The organism is Sulfuritalea sp. (genome assembly GCF_017302275.1).
Classification (GTDB): domain Bacteria; phylum Pseudomonadota; class Gammaproteobacteria; order Burkholderiales; family Rhodocyclaceae; genus Sulfuritalea.
The window spans coordinates 73,531-91,490 of the sequence record NZ_JAFLDR010000007.1 but is presented as its reverse complement, the minus strand read 5'-3'; the positions used below and the strand labels follow the sequence as shown (position 1 = coordinate 91,490).

Genomic DNA, 17,960 nt, shown 5'->3' with positions numbered 1-17,960 from the left:
GGAAATGGGTGCCGACAAGAGCGACATCCTGCTGCGCGAGGACGAGGTCGAGATCAGCGCGATCCGCGCCCAGGGTGCGGGCGGGCAGAACGTCAACAAGGTTTCGAATGCGGTTCACCTGCGCTTCGACATCCATGCTTCCTCGCTCCCGGAAGACATCAAGGCACGCCTGCTTCAGGCGAAGGACCAGCGCATCAGCGCCGAGGGCGTGGTGGTGATCAAGGCCCAGCAATTCCGCAGCCTGGAGCGCAACAGCTTCGCCGCCATGGAACGCTTGCGCGAGCTGATCGCGGCGGCGGCATTCCTTCCACCTGTCCGCCGTGCCACCCGCCCGACGTGGAATTCGCAGAAGCGCCGGGTCGACAGCAAGACCGCGCGCGGCAAGTTGAAAGCCTCACGCGGGCGCGTTGGCATCCCCTGAGTTGCAGGCACACAGAGGCCGCCGCGTGTTTCTTTTACCGCGGGTGGCACTCGGGATCTTGCGCGTCAGGTTCCGGCTTGACCGGCTTCGGGATGCCGCAGGGTTTCGGCTACCCGCCGTTGTTTCGCCATGGTCGCGGCGATCCCCGAATCACCCCGTCGTGAGCGAACGGTACTGTGCCGTCATGCGGTGGGTTGCGCCCGGCGCCAGGGTGATGACGTCCTCGGCCGCATTGGCGGTTTCGACGCAGACCATGCCCAGGTAACCGTCCGGCCCGAAGTCGCCCAACTTCTCGGCCTTCTCGATCCATGGGTTCCAGACCACGGTCGAACGACTGCCGGTGCTGGTGATCAGGATCGAGCGTTCCAGCGCCGGATCCCTGATGGCGCAGCAGCCGCGGGTCGCCAGGTAGATCCGATCAGTCTCCTGGGTGAAGCCTACCGGCCCCTGCTGCCACCTGCGAGCGGCCCCACCGACCTTGTCGATGAACTCGCAGCCGTCGAGGCCCGCGATGTCGATGCGGCGGATGTCGCCCACGACCAGGTAGGTGTGCAGGGCCTGGCCGAGCTGGAAGGAGGTCGATCCGGTATTGGTCGTCGCGAGTTCCACTTCCAGTTCCTGGCCGACGGTGACGCTATTGCGTACCGTCGACGCGCAGGGCCATTGCGCGCGCGTCGCGTCGCTCTGGATCAGTTCGAATTCCAGGCGCAGGCGCCCGTCGGGCAGTACGCGGGCATCCAGCAACTGCCAGGGCGCGGTGCGCGCGAAACCATGGCCGGGAAACCGGGCATCGGTGGCGTGCGCCCCGAACCAGGGCCAGCAGACGGGCACGCCGCCGCGGATCGACTTGCCCGGCGCGAACTTGGCCTGCGGGCTCAACCAGATCAGGGGCGCGTGGCACTTGGCCTGATAGCTGATTACATGGGCGCCCTGCAGCGCGATGCTCGCGCTGGCGAAGGCGGTATCGATGCGCGCCGCCAGCAGGCCGCCCGGCAGTTCCTCGAATCCCAGTTGGTCGGCGATGCCGAAACGGCGATTCAGTTTTTCCAGTGCATTCATGCGTGGTCTTCCTCGGCCGATGGCTTGTCGGTGTGAACGCTGCCTGTCGCCCGCGCGACCGGCTGTTTCGGCGCCACCGCGGTCAGCCGCCAGATATGTTCGTTGTACTGGGCCATGGTGCGATCTGTGGAAAACTTGCCGCTGGCGGCGGTGTTCAGGATGCTCATGCGGGTCCATCGTTCGCTGTCGCGGTAGGCGGCGGCGACCCGCTCCTGCGCGGCGACGAAGGAGCGAAAGTCCGCTGCCACCAGCCATGGATCGGCGGGACTGCGGATGGCGTCGATGATCGGATCGAACAGTCCCGGCTCGAAGCGGTTGAAATGGCCGGATTCGAGCAGTGCCATCACCCGTGCCAGGTCGGCATCGGCGGCGATTTCGGCAGCGGGGTCATAGTCGCGGCGGCGATGCTCCACTTCCTCGGCCGTCATGCCGAAGAGGAAGAAGCCGTCGTCGCCGACTTCTTCGCGAATCTCGATGTTCGCGCCGTCCAGGGTGCCGATGGTGATCGCCCCGTTCATCATGAATTTCATGTTGCCGGTGCCGGAGGCCTCCTTGCCGGCGGTGGAGATCTGTTCAGACAGGTCGGTGCCCGGCGCGATCAGTTCCATTGCCGAGACGCGGTAATTCGGCAGGAATGCCACCTTGAGGCGGCCGCCGATGTGGTCGTCGCTATTGACCGTTTCCGCCACCATGCAGGCCAGGGTGATGATCCGCTTCGCCATGAAGTAGCCCGGCGCCGCCTTGCCGCCGATCAGCACGCAGCGCGGCGTCCAGTCCCGATCGTCGCCGCTCTTGAGACGGGCGTAGAGGTGTATGACGTGCAGGATATTGAGCAGTTGGCGCTTGTATTCGTGGATGCGCTTGACCTGTACGTCGAACAGGGCGTCCTCGTCGAAGCTGATGCCGCAGTCGCGTCGTACCAGGTCCGCGAGGCGCTTCTTGTTGGCGCGCTTGACATCCTGCCAGCGGCGGCGGAACCCGGGATCGTCGACGTGCGCCATCAGGCCCCTGAGCTCGTCGAGTCGGGTGATCCATCCCCCGCCTATGGTCTGGTCGAGCAATTTCGCCAGCGCCGGGTTCGCGGCGGCCAGCCAGCGGCGCTGGGTGACGCCGTTGGTCTTGTTGTTGAACTTCTGCGGCCACAACTCGCTGAAGTCGCGGAACAGGCCTGTCTGCAGCAATTGCGAATGCAGGGCGGCGACACCGTTGACCGAGAAGCTGCCGACGATCGCCAGGTAGGCCATGCGGATTTGCGGTTCGGCGCCTTCCTCGATCAGGGACATGCGCGCCAGGCGCGCGTTGTCGCCGGGCCAGCGTCGCGAAACCTCGGCGAGAAAGCCGGCGTTGATCTCGTGGATGATGTCCATCAGCCGCGGCAAGAGTTGGGCGAACAGGCGCACCGGCCATTTTTCCAGTGCCTCCGGCAATAGCGTGTGGTTGGTGTAGGCCATGGTATTGCGGGTGATCTCCCAGGCCGGGTCCCAGCCCAGGCCATACTCGTCGATCAGCAGGCGCATCAGTTCGGGTACCGCGCAGCTCGGGTGGGTGTCGTTGAGCTGGAAGCAGTTCTTCGCCGCAAACTGGCTGAAGTCGAGCCCGTGGTGCATTTCCCAGCGATCGAGCACATCCTGCAGGCTGGCCGAGGCGAGGAAATACTGCTGCCGCAGTCGCAGCTCCTTGCCGTTCTCGCTGGCGTCGTTGGGGTAGAGCACCATGGTGATGTTTTCGGCGGCGTTCTTGGCAGACACCGACTCGGGGTAGGAGCCGGCGTTGAATTCGCCAAGGTCGAACTCGTCCGTGGCCGCCGCGCTCCAGAGCCGGAGCGTGTTAACGGTGTCGTTGCGGTAGCCGGGAATCGGCGTATCGAAGGGCACGGCCAGCACGTCGTGGCTGTCGACCCAGCGCGCACGCAGCAAACCCCCGGCATCGCGGAAGAACTCGGTGCGCCCGTAGTACTGGACGCGGCGCGTGTGCTCGGGCCGCTCCAGTTCCCAGGGATTGCCGTCGCGCAGCCAATGGTCGGGCTCCTCGGCCTGGCGACAGTTCTCGATGCGCTGGCGGAACATGCCGTACTCGTAGCGAATGCCGTAACCCATCACCGGCAGTTGCAAGGTGGCGCAGCTATCGAGAAAGCAGGCGGCCAGCCGGCCGAGGCCGCCATTGCCCAGGCCTGCGTCGTTCTCGTTGTCGAGCATTTCTTCCAGGTGCAGGCCCAGCCGCTGCAGCACCGCGGCGGCGGTGTCTTCCAGGCCAAGGTTGAGCAGCGCGTTGTTGAGCGTGCGTCCCATCAGGAACTCCAGCGACAAATAATAGGCATGTCGGGCCCCGGCTTCCTCATAGGCGTGGCGGGTGCGCTTCCAGCGCTCCATGAGTCGTTCGCGCAGCGCCAGGACCAGCGCCTGGTAGGGGTAATGCGTGGAGCGGCAGTACTTGTCGCGGCCGAGGAAGTTGCCGAAGTAGCGGCGGATGTCGTCGGCGAGTGCTCCCTGGTCCATGCCCAGCGGCGGCAGTTCGAAGAGTTCGCCGGACAGTCGGCCGGTCTTCAGCGGCTTGAGGCGGTTGGCAAAGTGATGGGTTTGGTCCATGAAAGCCCTCGATCAACAGTTTCCCGTGCGGCACAAAGCCGAGAATGAACGAACCGCGGCGGCCGCGACAGATTGGTGGTTTGTGGGGTCATGGGCGCGGCGCGGGAATCGGCGGCAGATCCCGTGGCAAGCCTGGCGTCAGGCGTGGGGCAGGCGCGCGATCATCTCGCTGGTGACCAGCGTGATGCCGCTGTCGCTGCGGTGGAAGCGCCGCGCATCATCTTCAGCGTCCTCGCCGACGACCAGTCCGGCAGGAATCTTGCAGCCGTGATCGACGACGGCGCGGGTGAGGCGCGCATGGGGCCCGACCTCGACATCGGGCAGCAGCACCGACCACTCCACCTTCGCGTAAGAGTGCACGCGGCAGTTCGAGAACAGCAGCGTACGGTTGAGTTCGCCCGAGATAAGGCAACCTCCCGAAACGGTCGACTCGGTGGCGCCACCACGGCGACCGGGTTCGTTGTGCACGAATTTCGCGGGCGGCAATTGCTGCTGGTAGGTCCACACCGGCCAGGCAGTATCGTAGAGGTTGAGTTCGGGATCGACGGCGGTGAGGTCGATGTTGGCTGCCCAGTAGGCATCGAGCGTGCCGACGTCGCGCCAGTAGGGTTCCCTGCCTGGGCGGGAACCGACGCAACTGTCGTCGAACGCTTGCGCCACGGCGTTGCCCTGCTGCACGACCCTGGGGATGATGTCCTTGCCGAAATCGTGGCTGGAGTCCGGGTCGGCCATGTCCAGTCGCAGTTGTTCGTAGAGGTAGGCCGCGTCGAAGACGTAGATTCCCATGCTGGCGAGTGAGCGCTCCGGCCGGCCGGGCAGCGTCGGCGGCACGGCCGGCTTCTCGACGAAGGCAACGATGCGGCCCGCTTCATCGACTTCCATGACGCCGAAACCGCGCGCGTCGGCTACCGGAACCTCGATGCAAGCCACGGTGCAACCGGCTCCGCTTTCGACGTGATGGGACAGCATGCTTGCGTAGTCCATCTTGTAGACATGGTCGCCGGCAAGGACAACAACATACTCCGGGTCGTGCCCCTGCAGGATGTGGATGTTCTGGAACACCGCATCGGCGGTACCGCGGTACCACGACTCGCCGGCGATGCGCTGTTGCGCGGGCATCAACTCGATGAACTCGTTCATTTCCGATTTGAGGAAGCTCCAGCCGCGCTGGATGTGGCGCAGCAGGCTGTGCGACTCGTACTGGGTGACCACGCCGATGCGGCGGATGCCCGAGTTGAGGCAGTTCGACAGCGCAAAATCGACGATGCGGAACTTGCCGCCGAAATAGACCGCAGGCTTGGAACGCCTGTCCGTCAATTGCATGAGCCGGCTGCCGCGCCCTCCCGCAAGAACCAGTGCCATGGCCTGGTTCGGCAGATGCAGGCGCGCGTGTTCGTTTGGCATTCTTGTCTTTTCCTCCGGCAGTGAAATCGCGGCAATTCCGTCAGTTTCAGGCAACCGGAATCCTGTCTGGTCCGAGTGCCCGCGGCATGCAAGCCATGCGGTCGTCATGGCTGGACCAGGCCTGGTCCGACCGAACCATTCCGGCTCCCTGCAATGATACTGGTCGTCCCGGTCATTGATGGCAGTCATGACACGGAGATTGATGGGGCGATCAGGATGGTTGATGAGGCCTTTTTGCCGGTCCGTGGCGCGGGCCATGTCGGCGAACACCGGCAAGGCAGAAGGCGGACGTCCAGGCCGACCCAGGCCTTACGATCGCACCGGAGCGCCACGCAGCGGGTATGCTGGCGGCTGGCCGGTTCCTGCCGGCCAGCAACCCTATTCAGGAGCTTTTGATGAGGATTTTTTCCGTCGTGGTCGCTGCCCTGGTCGGCAGCCTGGGTCTGGTGTCGTTCAATGCCGTCGCCGAGACTGTTGCCGCGCTGAACCAGAACAAGGCTGGACTTGCCGGCAAGACCATCAGTGCACAGGGCAAGGTGGTCAAGGTCAACAACGGCATCATGGGTCGCAACTTCGTGCACGTCCAGGACGGTACGGGGGATGCCGCCAAGGGTACCAACAACCTGGTCGTCACCAGCAAGCAGACCGCCAATGTCGGCGACCAGGTCGCGGTTTCCGGCGTCGTGGTGGTGAATCGCGACTTTGGCTCCGGCTATTCCTACCCGTTGCTGATCGAAGAAGCCAGCATCACGCCGGCGAAGTAGTAGTACCTTCCGGCCTCGCCCGGCGCCGCTGCGGCTAGGAAGCTTCCTGCGACAGTTGCGTGAAGTCGCCGATCAGGTCATCCAGCTTCTGCCGGGCATGGGCGCGCTGCGCCGGCGTGGTCATGGCAAGGACGGCAACGGTCAGTTCGGCCGCCGCGCGGCGCAGGGCCAGCGCCCGCGTACGACGAGCCGCATCGGGCGGCAGGTCGAAACGCGCCGCATAGTCGCGCAGCAACTGGATCACGCGCTCGCGAGTGGGTTTTTCGCGCTGCACCTGGCGCGCCAGGTCGAGCAATTCACGCTGGCGCCGCAGCCTTTCCTCGTAGCGGAACTGGGCGCCGCTTTCCTGGGCGTCGATCATCCGCTGCAATGACGCGCGCTGATCGCCGTTCACGTCACCGAACCAGTATTCGGCCCGTTCCAGTATCCGCTTCTGGCGCGCCTTGCGCTGCGCCGCCTCGCCGTCGGACAACCCGGCTTCTTTCGCATATTCGAGGTTCTTTTCCGCGTAGCGTGCGGCGATCCGATCGATCTGGGAAGGTCCGAGGCTTGCCAGCAGATCCGCGACGTCCGGTATGGCCTGGTCCGCTGCCGTGCGAACCCGGCGCACGATGCTTTCGTCGAGGGCGCGTGCATCGGCCAGCGTCGGCTGGCCGGCGATGAACTGTTGCCCCTGGCGAAGCACCGCGACATAGTCCGGCAATTGCGTCTTGCGATGCCAGGCAAAAAAGCGGGGCAGGCGTTCCTGCACCAGGCTGTCCTGTTCCGGCGACAGGTCGACATACTGGTCGATCCACCAGCGCGCCAGGCTGTCGGCGTGGCCGTAGCCGAAGCGCACCGCGCTGCAGCCCTGCAGCAGGCCGAGGAGGAATAGCAACAGCAACAATGGCGTGGTGCGGCGCATGGCTGGATCCTTGAACTTGGTCAAGGGTAACATTCCCAAGGGGTACCGCGGCACATTTGGACCGGGCGCTCCCCGGGATGGAGGAGTATCATCCCGCCGACATAAGGAGGGATTATCTTGAGTCCAACGCGCAGCAGATCAACCGCCATCGCCACCACGTTTCTTCCGCTGCTGCTCGCCGTCCCGACAGCCGCCGCTGCCCAGCAGGTGGCGCCACCCGAAGCCCAAGCCTGGATCGATGTTGCCACCTTTTCCGGAATGGGCATGCCGATGGGCGGCATGTCCGCCATGGGAGGGCTGGGCGGCATGTTCGGGGGGAAGGGAGCCGGAGGCGGCAACAGCTTCGGCAACACCCGCGCCATGAGCGCCGGCCGCTGGGTCGATGTCACCGTGCGCGCTCGGGCCAACCCGAACCTGGATACCGCGCAGCAGGCGGTGCCGGAAGGGTTTCTGAGACCGGGACTGGAGCTCCGCACGCCGAAGAATGCCCCTCCGGCGCCGGTGCGCGACGACGAAGATATCAAGCAGGAAGACCCCGAGCGGCCCAAGGGGCGCATGCTATTGTACTGGGGTTGCGGACCGTCGGTGCGTGCCGGACAGCCAAGGGTGCTCGACATGGCGACCGCGGCGCCAGCCGATTTCGGCAAGTTCTTCGTCGCCCGCAGCGCCACGCAGCGTGGCGCGCACAGCGCGATCGGACGCCCGTCATGGCCGAATCCCGACGACAGCCGCATGGTGCCGGAGACGGCTTCGCTGCAGGGCGAGCACGCGTTTTCCGGCAAGGGCATCCCCGCGGCGTTTCGCTTCAATATCCCCGCGGCCCAGGATCTGATGCCGCCGATCAAGCTGGATCAGGCGGCGAGGGACGGCGCGACGGAGCTGAAGTGGAATGCGATCGCCACCGCGCGCGCCTACTTCGTCTCGGCGATGGGCAGCAATGAAAAGGAAGACATGGTGATGTGGACGTCCAGCGAACTGGCGGATACGGGTTTCGGCCTCATGGACTACCAGACCAATGCCGCGGTGGATCGCTGGCTGAAGGAGAAGGTACTGCTGACGCCACAGACGACGACTTGCGCGGTACCCAAGGGAATTTTTGGCGAAAACGGCGGCATGCTGCGCGTGATCGCCTACGGCGACGAACTGAACCTGGCCCATCCGCCGCGCCCCAAGGATCCGAAGGCCAAATGGGAACCGGTGTGGGCGGTAAAGTTGCGCGTCAAGTCGGTCACCAATGGCATCCTCGGCATGTCCGAGGAGGGCCGGCCAGGTCGTTCCGGCAGCGCCAGGGAACAGGGGGAGGCTCACGGCCAACGGCGCCAGACTTCGGACGAATCGTCGGGCGAGTTGAAACTGGAAAAGCCGCTGGAACTGCTGAAGGGGATTTTTGGCCGCTAAGCTGGCAGAAGATGCGGTTTGCCATCTGGCGCACGGGCATGGCCCCTCGCCCCGGATGGCTGGCCGATGGATTGTCCACCGGAGGGCAGGAATGCGGCGTATCGATTGCCAGGCTGTTGCGATGCCAGCGCGTGGAAACCGGGCGCGCCTGGCCAGCTCGCTTGCCGCCGCTGTCGCGGCGTTCCTGCTGCTAGCCGGTGGGGTTCGGGCCGACCAGCCGGTTGGCATCACGGCCGAGCAGCCCTGGCTCGACGTGATGCACGAAGGGCGCCTCGTGCGCATTCGGCGCGAGCCTGACAATCTCAACCAGATCGACCCCGATTTCGCCATGACCTCGCGGCCCTGTCCACCCTACTGCGTGCAGCCGATGCACCTGGCGCCGGGGGTGGAGACCATCGGCGAGCTCGAACTGTTGGAATACCTGCGACGCATCACGCGACGTGATGACCGCGTCCTGGTGGTCGATTCGCGCGACGCCGACTGGCTGCTGCGCTCCGGCATCATTCCCGGCGCGATCCATTTGCCGTGGACGCGCCTGCATCCGGCGCAGGCGGATGCCGAGTCGATCGCCGAAATCCTGACCCTGCAGTTCGGCGCCGGTCGCACCGGCCTGCTGTGGAACTTCGAGAATGCCAGGACGCTGGTGTTCTACTGCAACGGGCCATGGTGCGGCCAGTCGCCGACCAATATCAGGCAGTTGCTGGCGCTGGGCTACCCGGCGCACAAGCTCAAGTGGTATCGCGGCGGCATGCAGGTGTGGAAGAGCCTCGGCTTGACCACCGTACCGGCAGGCAAGCGCTGAGGCCATCATCGACTATCCAGCTCCCGATCCGGCCAGGCCCTACGTCTATCCCGGCACGCCGGTCCTGATCAATCTTTTCGGCATACGCAGCATGGCCGTGCTCGATCGCGTGGTCGAGGTCGTGGCCGGCCTGCGCGGGGAGCAACTGGCGCCCGGGACGCCTGCCGGCAGTTTCGACCTGGGCCACCTGTGCGCGATTCATCGCGTTCTGTTCCAGGACATTTTCGCCTGGGCGGGGCAGGTGCGCACGGTCGATACCGAGAAGCAGGGCCAGGATTTCGCGCCGGCGGCGGAGATCTCCGATGCGGTTCGGCGGATACATGCCGACCTGGAAGGCGAGGCGTTCCTGCGTGGGCTGGGAATCGAAGCCTTCGCCGACCGCCTCGCCGATTATTACTATCGCATGTACGCGGTACATGCCTTTCGCGACGGCAACAGCCGCAGCCTGCGGTACTTCTGCACGGCTCTGGCCGCCGCTGCCGGCTACCGTCTGGATTTTGCCGCGCTGGAGCGGAACGCGCCGTATTCCGCCTGCCGCGACCGCTACTTCAACGCCGATGGCGGACCGTTGCGCGATTGCATGCGGCGGATAGCGGCTCCCGCCTGATCGCCGCGCCAGCCAAGCTGGCGCGAGATGGCTTGCGCGGCCTTGCGGATCGCCCTGGCCATCGGGCTGCTCCAGCCGGGCGGGAAGATGCCGGCCGGGCCGAGGCCGGTGATGGCCAGCACCATCTTGCCCTCGTGGTCGAACACCGGGGCGCAGAAGGCGTTGATGCCCGGTATCACCGAACCGACCGCGCGCGACAGGCCATGCTGGCGGCATTCGGCGACCAGCGCGTCGAGTTCGGCGCGCGTGATCGGCGCGCGGGGATCGTCGCCGCGGGCGTTGATCTGGAGTTCCTCGTCGATCCGGCGCGACAGCAGCGGCGAATCGAAGAAGCTGACGAAGCAGAGGCCGATCGCCGAATGCAGCAGCGGCATCACCGCGCCGGTACGCAGGTTGACGGAAACCGGGCGCCGCGAATCGACCCAGCGCACGATGGTCGGGCCCATGTTGCCCCACACCGCCAACGCCACGGTTTCGCCGATTTCCTCGCCCAGTGCGTCGAGCACCGGGTTCGCCATGCGCACCGGATCGAGCCGCGCAATGCAGGCCAGGCCAAGTTCCAGCGCGAAGTGGCCGAGGTCGTAGCGACCAGAGAGGCTGTCCTGTATCACCAGCCCGGTGCGCACCAGGCTCACCAGGTAGCGGTGCGCCTTGGCGGCGGGCATGCCGGCGGCGATGGCGAGGTCACGCAGCATCATCGGCGCGCCATGGTCGGCCAGCACCCGCAACAGGGGTACGCCAACCTCGATCGACTGGATGCCCTGGCGGCTGTCCTCGTCTTTTTCCTCACCTGACATGGGCGCGATTATAGAATTGCCGTATCGCCAGCGCCGACTTTCCGCGGAACCCAGCCCATGACCCCCGTTCTCGTCTTCGACATCGAGACCATTCCGGACATCGCCGGCCTGCGTAGGCTGCACGAACTGCCGGCGGCGCTTTCCGATGCCGAGGTGGCCGAGTTCGCCTTCCAGCGCCAGCGGGCAAAGAATGGCAGCGACTTCCTGCCCCTGCACCTGCAGCGGGTGGTCGTCATCTCCTGCGCCTTGCGCAGTGATGACGGTTTTCGCGTCTGGTCGCTGGCCGAGCCGAAGTCGGGCGAGGGCGAAATCATCCAGCGCTTCTTCGACGGCGTGGAGAAGTTCACCCCGCAACTGGTGTCCTGGAATGGCGGCGGCTTCGACCTGCCGGTGCTGCATTACCGCGGGCTGATCCACGGCGTCACCGCGCCACGGTACTGGGACATGGGCGAGGGCGACTATCGCGACTCGCGCGATTTCAAGTGGAACAATTACATCAGCCGCTACCACATGCGGCATACCGACCTGATGGACCTGCTGGCGATGTACCAGCCGCGCGGCAGCGCTCCCCTCGACCAACTGGCGCGCCTGATGGGCCTGCCGGGCAAGCTCGGCATGGACGGTTCGGCGGTCTGGGGCGCCTGGCTGGAGGGGCGCGTCGCCGAGATTCGCGACTACTGCGAGACCGACGTGGTCAATACCTTCCTGGTATTCCTGCGTTTCCAGATGATGCGCGGCCTGCTCAGCAAGGCGGAGCACGAGGCCGAACTCGCTCTGGTCAAGTCGTCACTGGCCGCGACGGGGCTGCCGCATTGGAAAGAGTTCATCACCGCCTGGGAGGAGTCATGCTGATCGATGCGAAGCAATCCGCGCTCTTGGTGGTGGATGTCCAGGGCCGACTGGTACCGGCGATTTCCGGCTGGCAGGCGCTGCTCGACCAGGTGGTCTGGCTGATCCGTGTCGCGCGTCGCATGGAGATCCCGGTGCTGGCCTGCGAGCAATACCCGCAAGGCCTGGGTCCGACCCATCCTCTGGTCGCAGCCGAACTTCCCGAAGCCTGCATCGCCGGCAAGCTGCATTTCTCGGCGGTGGCCGGCGGTTGCCACGGATTCTCTGCCGCCGGCAAGCATCCGCAACTGGTCGTCTGCGGCATGGAAACCCATGTCTGCGTCCTGCAGACCGTCATGGAACTGCTGGCGAGCGGGCGCCAGGTCTTTGTCGTCGAGGAAGCCGTCGGTTCGCGCCACGATTCGGACAAGGCGCTGGCACTGGCGCGCATGCGCCAGGCCGGAGCAAGCATCGTCAGCCGCGAGATGGTGGCCTTCGAATGGCTGCGCAAGGCCGATTCCGACCTGTTCCGCGAGATCAGCCGCAACTTCCTGCGCTGAATTTAGAGCCGGGCAACTACTCCCATCAGGCAAACCGCGTTATTATTAAAACGTTTGTTTGAAACGGCTGTTCGCTAGGGGCGGCCGCGGCTGGTCAACAAGATAAAGGAGGACCCCATGGGTCAATACAACGCGCCCTTGCGCGACATGCACTTCGTTTTGCACGAACTGCTCGATGTCTCCAGCGAACTCAAGGCTCTTCCGGCACACGCCGAGGTCGATACCGACACCATCAACCACATCCTGGAAGAGGGCGCCAGGTTCAGCTCCAAGGTGCTGTTCCCGCTGAATGCCGTCGGCGATCGCGAAGGCTGCCGGCTCGATACGGCAACCCACACCGTCACCACGCCGGCCGGCTTCAAGGAAGCCTATCGCCAGTTCGTCGAGGCGGGTTGGCCGTCACTGACCTGCGATCCGGAGTATGGCGGACAGGGCCTGCCGATCGTGGTCTACAACTCCTTGTCGGAGATGCTCAACTCGTCGAATCAGGCCTGGTACATGTATCCGGGCCTGTCGCACGGCGCCTACGAGTGTCTGCACGAGCACGGCACGCCGGAGCAGAAGACGCTATACCTGCCCAAACTCGTTTCCGGGCAATGGACCGGCACCATGTGCCTGACCGAGCCGCACTGCGGCACCGACCTTGGCCTGTTGCGCTCAAGGGCCCTGCCCCAGGCCGATGGCAGCTACAAGATCACAGGCGGCAAGATCTTCATTTCCGCGGGTGAGCATGACATGGCGGAAAACATCATCCACCTGGTGCTGGCCCGCCTGCCCGACGCGCCGGCCGGTACCAAGGGCATATCGCTCTTCGTGGTGCCGAAATTCATCCCGAATGCCGACGGCAGCCTCGGTGCGCGCAACGCGATCACCTGCGGCGCGCTCGAAGATAAAATGGGCATCCACGGCAGTTCCACCTGCCAGATGAACCTGGATGGCGCTACCGGTTGGATCATCGGCCAGCCGAACAAGGGCCTCAACGCCATGTTCGTCATGATGAACGCAGCGCGGCTCGGCGTCGGCATGCAGGGCCTGGGGCTGACCGAAGTGGCCTACCAGAACGCCCTGGTCTATGCCAGGGAAAGGCTGCAGATGCGCAGCCTCTCCGGCCCCAAGGCGCCCGAGCAGGCGGCCGACCCGATCATCGTGCATCCGGACGTGCGTCGCATGCTGCTCACCGCCAGGGCCTATGCCGAGGGCGGGCGTGCGTTTTCGTCCTTCATCGCAATGATGATCGACCGCGAACTGAGCCATCCCGACGAGTCGGTGCGCAAGGATGCGGCCGACCTGGTGACGCTGCTGACCCCTATCGTCAAGGCCTTCATGACCGACAACGGCTGGATCGCCACCTCGGAAGCCATGCAGGTGCATGGCGGCTCCGGCTTCATCACCGGCACCGGCGTCGAGCAATACGTGCGCGATGCCCGCATCAACATGATCTACGAAGGCACCAACACCATCCAGTCGCTCGATCTGCTGGGGCGCAAGATCCTGATGGACAACGGCACCAGGCTGAAGAAGTTCGGCGCCCTGGTGCAGGCCTTCGTCGAGGAAAACGGTACCGACGAGGCGATGAACGAGTTCGTCACGCCGCTGGCCGACCTGGGCGACAAGGTGACCAAGCTGACCATGGAAATCGGCATGAAGGCGATGCAGAACCAGGACGAAGTCGGCGCCGCTGCCGTGCCCTACCTGCGCGTGGTCGGCCATCTGGTTTACAGTTACTTCTTTGCCCGCATGGCGAAGATCGCGCTGGAGAAGCTGGATTCCGGTGATGGGTTCTACAAGGCCAAGCTCGCCACCGCGCGTTTCTACTTTGCCCGTCTGCTGCCCGAGACTGCCATGCTGATCCGCCAGGCGCGTTCCGGCGCCAAGCCGCTGCTCGATCTCGAAGCCGAACTGTTTTAGTGATCAGGCATGAGTTAGCCTTAAGCCCGTTCGGGCTGAGCTTGTCGAAGCCCCGCTTGCCCTTCCTTCGACGGGCTCAGGACGATCGGAAAGACAAGCTCAGGGCGAACGTTCAAGTAGAGTGTTGCCGACTCAATAACAAAGGACCAACATGAGCAATTTTATCGTCAGGAAAGTCGCCGTCCTCGGCGCCGGCGTGATGGGTGCGCAGATTGCGGCCCACTGCGTCAATGCCAAAGTCCCCGTGGTGCTGTTCGACCTGCCGGCTAAGGAAGGTCCCAAGAACGGCATCGTGTTGAAAGCCATCGAAGGCCTCAAAAAACTCAGCCCGGCGCCGCTGGGCAACAAGGACGACGCGTCCTGCATCGAGGTCGCCAACTACGACGACAACCTCGAACTGCTCAAGGGCTGCGACCTGATCATCGAGGCGATCGCCGAACGCATGGACTGGAAGCACGACCTCTACAAGAAGGTTGCCCCCTTCATCGCGCCGGGTGCGATCTTCGCCTCGAACACCTCGGGACTGTCGATCACCGCGCTGTCCGATGGCTTCGATGCGGAACTCAAAGCACGTTTCTGCGGCGTGCATTTCTTCAACCCGCCGCGCTACATGCATCTGGTCGAACTGATCCCGACCGCAACGACCAAGCCCGAGATCCTGAACCAGCTCGAAGGCTTCCTCGTCACCACGCTGGGCAAGGGCGTGGTGCGGGCCAAGGACACGCCCAACTTCATCGCCAACCGCGTCGGCGTCTTCAGCATGATGGCGACCATGCACGAGGCGCAGAAATATGGCCTGTCGTGCGATGTGGTCGACGACCTCACCGGCGCCAAGCTCGGCCGCGCCAAGTCCGGCACCTTCCGCACTGCCGACGTGGTGGGTCTCGACACCATGGGTCACGTCATCAAGACCATGCAGGACACGCTGCCCGATGATCCTTTCGCCGCCATCTACCAGACGCCTGAAGTCCTTACCAAACTGGTCACGGCCGGAGCGCTGGGGCAGAAATCCGGCGCCGGCTTCTACAAGAAGGTTGGCCGCGAAGTACAGCGCCTGGATTTCGCCACGGGCCAGTACGTGGCCGGCGGCGGCAAGGCCGACGACCTGGTGGTGCGCATCCTCAAGGAAAAGGACCCGGCCAAGCGCATGAAGGCCCTGCGCGACTCGACCCACCCGCAGGCGCAATTCCTCTGGGCCATCTTCCGCGACGCCTTCCACTACATCGCCGTGCATCTGGAAGCCATTGCCGACAACGCGCGCGACATCGATTTCGCCATGCGCTGGGGCTTCGGCCAGAAGCTGGGCCCCTTCGAAACCTGGCAAGCCGCGGGCTGGCAGCAGGTCGCGACCTGGGTCAAGGACGACATCGATGCCGGCAAGGCGCTCTGTGCCGCACCGTTGCCCGCCTGGGTGTTCGACGGTCGTACCGGAGTGCACGCCGCCGACGGCTCCTGGTCTCCGGTCCGCCGGGCCAATGTGCCGCGTTCCGCGCTCGCGGTCTATGCCCGCCAGCCTTTTCGCGCGAAGGTCGAAGGCGAGGGCGCGGCCGACGGCAGCAAGGCCGGCACCACGGTGTTCGAGGACGAGTCGGTGCGCATCTGGCACCAGGGTGATGAGGTGCTGGTCTTCTCGATCAAGACCAAGATGCATGCCATCGGCGCCGGCGTCATCGACGGCCTGTCGAAGGCCATCGCCGAGGCCGAAGCCAACTACAAGGGCCTGGTGATCTGGGGCGCGGATGCCGCCGAAGGCGGTGCCTTCTCCGCTGGCGCCGACCTGCAGGCCATGCTGCCGCTGTTCATGTCGGGCGGCGTCAAGGCCATCGAGCCGGAAGTCGCCAAGTTGCAGGCCTGCTTCCAGCGCATGAAGCACGCCAATGTGCCGGTGGTCGCCGCGGTGGCCGGCCTGGCGCTGGGCGGCGGCTGCGAACTGGCGCTGCACGCTGCGCGACGCGTCGCCTCGATCGAGTCCTACATTGGCCTCGTGGAAGTCGGCGTCGGCCTGATCCCGGCCGGCGGCGGACTCAAGGAAGCGGCATTGCGCGCGGCGGCCGACGCCAGGGGCAACGACCTGCTGCAGTTCCTCAAGACCTACTTCACCAATGCCGCCATGGCCTCGGTATCAAAGTCGGCGCTGGAGGCACGGCAGATGGGGTACCTGAAACCCGATGACGTGATCGTCTTCAACCCCTACGAGCTGCTGCATGTGGCCAAGGTGGAAGCGCGGGCGATGTTCGATGCCGGCTACCGTCCGCCGCTGCAAAAACTGGTTCCCGTCGCCGGCCGCTATGCCATCGGCACCATCATGATGCAACTGGTCAACATGCGCGACGGCGGCTTCATCTCCGCCCACGACTTCAAGCTGGGGCAGATGATCGCCAGCATTGTGTCCGGCGGCGACGTCGATCCGGGCAGCCTGGTCAGCGAGCAGTGGCTGCTCGACCTCGAGCGCAAGGCCTTCATGGAACTTCTGAACCATCCCAAGACCCAGGAACGCATCATGGGCATGATGCAGACCGGCAAGCCGGTTCGGAACTGAGGAGAATCGAAATGACAAAGCAACTTCAAGACGCCTACATCGTTGCCGCCACCCGTACCCCGATCGGCAAGGCGCCGCGCGGCATGTTCCGCAACGTCCGCCCCGACGACCTGCTGGTCGCGGCGATCCGCTCGGCCATGAACCAGGTTCCGGGCCTCGATCCGAAGCTGATCGAGGACGCCATTGTCGGCTGCTCCTTCCCCGAGGGCGAATCCGGCCTCAACATGGCACGTAATGCCGTGCTGCTGGCCGGCCTGCCCAATACCGTGGGCGGCGTCACCGTCAATCGCTTTTGCGCCTCGGGCATCACCGCCGTGGCGATGGCCGCCGACCGCATCCGCGTCGGCCAGGCCGACGTCATGATCGCCGGTGGCGCCGAATCGATGTCCATGGTGCCGATGGGCGGCTTCCATCCCTCGATCAACATGAACGTGTTTGCCGACGAGAATGTCGGCATGGCCTACGGCATGGGCCTCACCGCCGAGAAGGTCGCCAGCCAGTGGAAGGTGACGCGCGAAGCGCAGGACGAGTTCGCGCTCGCATCCCACCAGAAGGCCATTGCCGGCCAACAGGCGGGCGAGTTCGATGCTGAGACGACCGCAGTTGAGATCGTCGAACGCGTGCCGAACCTGTCCTCGGGCGAGGTCGAGCTTAAGAAGCGCAGCGTCAATCGCGACGAAGGCGCGCGTGCGGATTCCAACCTCGCCGCGCTGGCCAAGCTGAAGCCGGTGTTCGCCGCCAAGGGTTCGGTCACGGCCGGCAACAGTTCGCAGACCTCCGACGGCGCCGGTGCGCTGATTCTGGTCAGCGAGAAAATCCTCAAGCAGTTCAACCTGACGCCGCTGGCGCGCTTCGTGTCCTTCGCCGTGCGCGGCGTGCCGCCCGAAATCATGGGCATCGGCCCCAAGGAAGCAATCCCGGTGGCCTGCAAGGCAGCCGGCATCACCCAGGACCAGCTCGACTGGATCGAACTCAACGAGGCCTTCGCCGCGCAGGCGTTGGCGGTGATAGGCGACCTGGGCCTCGATCCGGCCAAGGTCAATCCGCTGGGCGGCGCCATCGCTTTGGGCCATCCGCTCGGCGCCACCGGCGCGATCCGCGCCGCGACCACGGTGCACGCGCTGCGCCGGCGCAATCTGAAGTACGGCATGGTCACCATGTGCGTCGGCACCGGCATGGGCGCGGCGGGGATCTTCGAGCGGATGTGACGCCGACAAGCGGCTGCCGCGCCGGGTTCGGCGCGGCAGCCGTTTTCATTTTTTGGGCGCCCGATTGCAAGCGCTGGCGCGGGAGTGACGGCGGATTATTGGCCGACCCAGCTACGTGAATCCCTGCGCGGCGAAGTCGGCAAAGTGTCTGTTACTCGTGATCGGCTACCCGTGTC

Annotated in this window: 15 protein-coding genes; 10 read left to right on the top strand and 5 right to left on the bottom strand. The window is 65.0% G+C overall.

From position 1 onward, the window contains the following. Positions 1-4: 4 nt before the first annotated feature. Positions 5-421 (top strand): alternative ribosome rescue aminoacyl-tRNA hydrolase ArfB, encoded by a 417-nt coding sequence (gene arfB, locus J0M27_RS05690; protein ID WP_294988342.1) that lies wholly within the window; start codon positions 5-7, stop codon positions 419-421. Positions 422-571: 150 nt separating this feature from the next. Here the strand turns inward: arfB and J0M27_RS05685 are convergent, their stop codons facing one another. From J0M27_RS05685 to glgC, 3 genes are all read right to left on the bottom strand, one after another. Further along, positions 572-1,480 (bottom strand): D-hexose-6-phosphate mutarotase, encoded by a 909-nt coding sequence (locus J0M27_RS05685; protein ID WP_294988339.1) that lies wholly within the window; start codon positions 1,478-1,480, stop codon positions 572-574. Then, positions 1,477-4,065 carry a glycogen/starch/alpha-glucan phosphorylase gene (locus tag J0M27_RS05680; protein WP_294988336.1) on the bottom strand — a complete coding sequence of 863 codons (2,589 nt, stop codon included), beginning with the start codon at positions 4,063-4,065 and terminating at the stop codon, positions 1,477-1,479. Before J0M27_RS05680 ends, J0M27_RS05685 begins: the two co-directional genes overlap by 4 nt. A gap of 138 nt (positions 4,066-4,203) precedes the next feature. Next, positions 4,204-5,469, bottom strand: a complete 1,266-nt coding sequence (gene glgC, locus J0M27_RS05675) for a glucose-1-phosphate adenylyltransferase (protein WP_294988333.1) — start codon at positions 5,467-5,469, stop codon at positions 4,204-4,206. A gap of 395 nt (positions 5,470-5,864) precedes the next feature. Here glgC and J0M27_RS05670 point away from each other — a divergent pair, with 395 nt between their 5' ends. Then, positions 5,865-6,233, top strand: coding sequence for a hypothetical protein (locus J0M27_RS05670; protein ID WP_294988330.1), 369 nt, complete (start codon positions 5,865-5,867; stop codon positions 6,231-6,233). A gap of 34 nt (positions 6,234-6,267) precedes the next feature. Here the strand turns inward: J0M27_RS05670 and J0M27_RS05665 are convergent, their stop codons facing one another. Further along, positions 6,268-7,161, bottom strand: a complete 894-nt coding sequence (locus J0M27_RS05665; protein WP_294988328.1) for a DUF6279 family lipoprotein — start codon at positions 7,159-7,161, stop codon at positions 6,268-6,270. 93 nt (positions 7,162-7,254) lie between these two features. On the opposite strand from J0M27_RS05665, the gene J0M27_RS05660 reads away from it, so the two are divergent. The 3 genes from J0M27_RS05660 (at position 7,255) to J0M27_RS05650 (ending at position 9,944) form a co-directional block, all read left to right on the top strand. After that, positions 7,255-8,535, top strand: a complete 1,281-nt coding sequence (locus J0M27_RS05660) for a hypothetical protein (RefSeq protein WP_294988325.1) — start codon at positions 7,255-7,257, stop codon at positions 8,533-8,535. A gap of 121 nt (positions 8,536-8,656) precedes the next feature. After that, a complete protein-coding gene (locus tag J0M27_RS05655; RefSeq protein ID WP_294988323.1) occupies positions 8,657-9,337 on the top strand; it encodes a rhodanese-like domain-containing protein in 681 nt (226 codons plus the stop codon). Between the two features lie 91 nt (positions 9,338-9,428). After that, positions 9,429-9,944 carry a Fic family protein gene (locus J0M27_RS05650; protein WP_294988320.1) on the top strand — a complete coding sequence of 172 codons (516 nt, stop codon included), beginning with the start codon at positions 9,429-9,431 and terminating at the stop codon, positions 9,942-9,944. Here the strand turns inward: J0M27_RS05650 and J0M27_RS05645 are convergent. Then, the gene (locus tag J0M27_RS05645; RefSeq protein WP_294988317.1) at positions 9,881-10,741 is read right to left on the bottom strand and encodes an IclR family transcriptional regulator; all 861 of its coding nucleotides are present in this window, start codon (positions 10,739-10,741) and stop codon (positions 9,881-9,883) included. The genes J0M27_RS05650 and J0M27_RS05645 overlap by 64 nt on opposite strands. Positions 10,742-10,798: 57 nt before the next feature. Between J0M27_RS05645 and J0M27_RS05640 the strand changes: the two genes are divergently transcribed. The 5 genes from J0M27_RS05640 to J0M27_RS05620 all read left to right on the top strand — a co-directional run bounded on the left by J0M27_RS05640 (position 10,799) and on the right by J0M27_RS05620 (position 17,784). Beyond that, a complete protein-coding gene (locus J0M27_RS05640; RefSeq protein ID WP_294988314.1) occupies positions 10,799-11,593 on the top strand; it encodes a 3'-5' exonuclease in 795 nt (264 codons plus the stop codon). Then, a complete protein-coding gene (locus tag J0M27_RS05635) occupies positions 11,587-12,129 on the top strand; it encodes an isochorismatase family protein (RefSeq protein WP_294988311.1) in 543 nt (180 codons plus the stop codon). Before J0M27_RS05640 ends, J0M27_RS05635 begins: the two co-directional genes overlap by 7 nt. A 117-nt stretch (positions 12,130-12,246) precedes the next feature. Continuing rightward, positions 12,247-14,037, top strand: coding sequence for an acyl-CoA dehydrogenase C-terminal domain-containing protein (locus J0M27_RS05630; protein ID WP_294988308.1), 1,791 nt, complete (start codon positions 12,247-12,249; stop codon positions 14,035-14,037). A gap of 151 nt (positions 14,038-14,188) precedes the next feature. Then, the gene (locus J0M27_RS05625) at positions 14,189-16,576 is read left to right on the top strand and encodes a 3-hydroxyacyl-CoA dehydrogenase NAD-binding domain-containing protein (protein WP_294988305.1); all 2,388 of its coding nucleotides are present in this window, start codon (positions 14,189-14,191) and stop codon (positions 16,574-16,576) included. Positions 16,577-16,587: 11 nt separating this feature from the next. Next, a complete protein-coding gene (locus J0M27_RS05620; protein WP_294988302.1) occupies positions 16,588-17,784 on the top strand; it encodes an acetyl-CoA C-acyltransferase in 1,197 nt (398 codons plus the stop codon). Positions 17,785-17,960: the final 176 nt, after the last annotated feature.

Coding starts and splice junctions, on each gene's coding strand:
- J0M27_RS05625 (WP_294988305.1), top strand. CDS start 14,189: ATGAGCAATTTTATCGTCAGGAAAGTCGCCGTCCTCGGCGCCGGCGTG.
- J0M27_RS05635 (WP_294988311.1), top strand. CDS start 11,587: ATGCTGATCGATGCGAAGCAATCCGCGCTCTTGGTGGTGGATGTCCAG.
- J0M27_RS05655 (WP_294988323.1), top strand. CDS start 8,657: ATGCCAGCGCGTGGAAACCGGGCGCGCCTGGCCAGCTCGCTTGCCGCC.
- J0M27_RS05620 (WP_294988302.1), top strand. CDS start 16,588: ATGACAAAGCAACTTCAAGACGCCTACATCGTTGCCGCCACCCGTACC.
- glgC (WP_294988333.1), bottom strand. CDS start 5,469: ATGCCAAACGAACACGCGCGCCTGCATCTGCCGAACCAGGCCATGGCA.
- J0M27_RS05650 (WP_294988320.1), top strand. CDS start 9,429: ATGGCCGTGCTCGATCGCGTGGTCGAGGTCGTGGCCGGCCTGCGCGGG.
- J0M27_RS05640 (WP_294988314.1), top strand. CDS start 10,799: ATGACCCCCGTTCTCGTCTTCGACATCGAGACCATTCCGGACATCGCC.
- J0M27_RS05670 (WP_294988330.1), top strand. CDS start 5,865: ATGAGGATTTTTTCCGTCGTGGTCGCTGCCCTGGTCGGCAGCCTGGGT.
- J0M27_RS05630 (WP_294988308.1), top strand. CDS start 12,247: ATGGGTCAATACAACGCGCCCTTGCGCGACATGCACTTCGTTTTGCAC.
- J0M27_RS05645 (WP_294988317.1), bottom strand. CDS start 10,741: ATGTCAGGTGAGGAAAAAGACGAGGACAGCCGCCAGGGCATCCAGTCG.
- arfB (WP_294988342.1), top strand. CDS start 5: ATGGGTGCCGACAAGAGCGACATCCTGCTGCGCGAGGACGAGGTCGAG.
- J0M27_RS05680 (WP_294988336.1), bottom strand. CDS start 4,065: ATGGACCAAACCCATCACTTTGCCAACCGCCTCAAGCCGCTGAAGACC.
- J0M27_RS05685 (WP_294988339.1), bottom strand. CDS start 1,480: ATGAATGCACTGGAAAAACTGAATCGCCGTTTCGGCATCGCCGACCAA.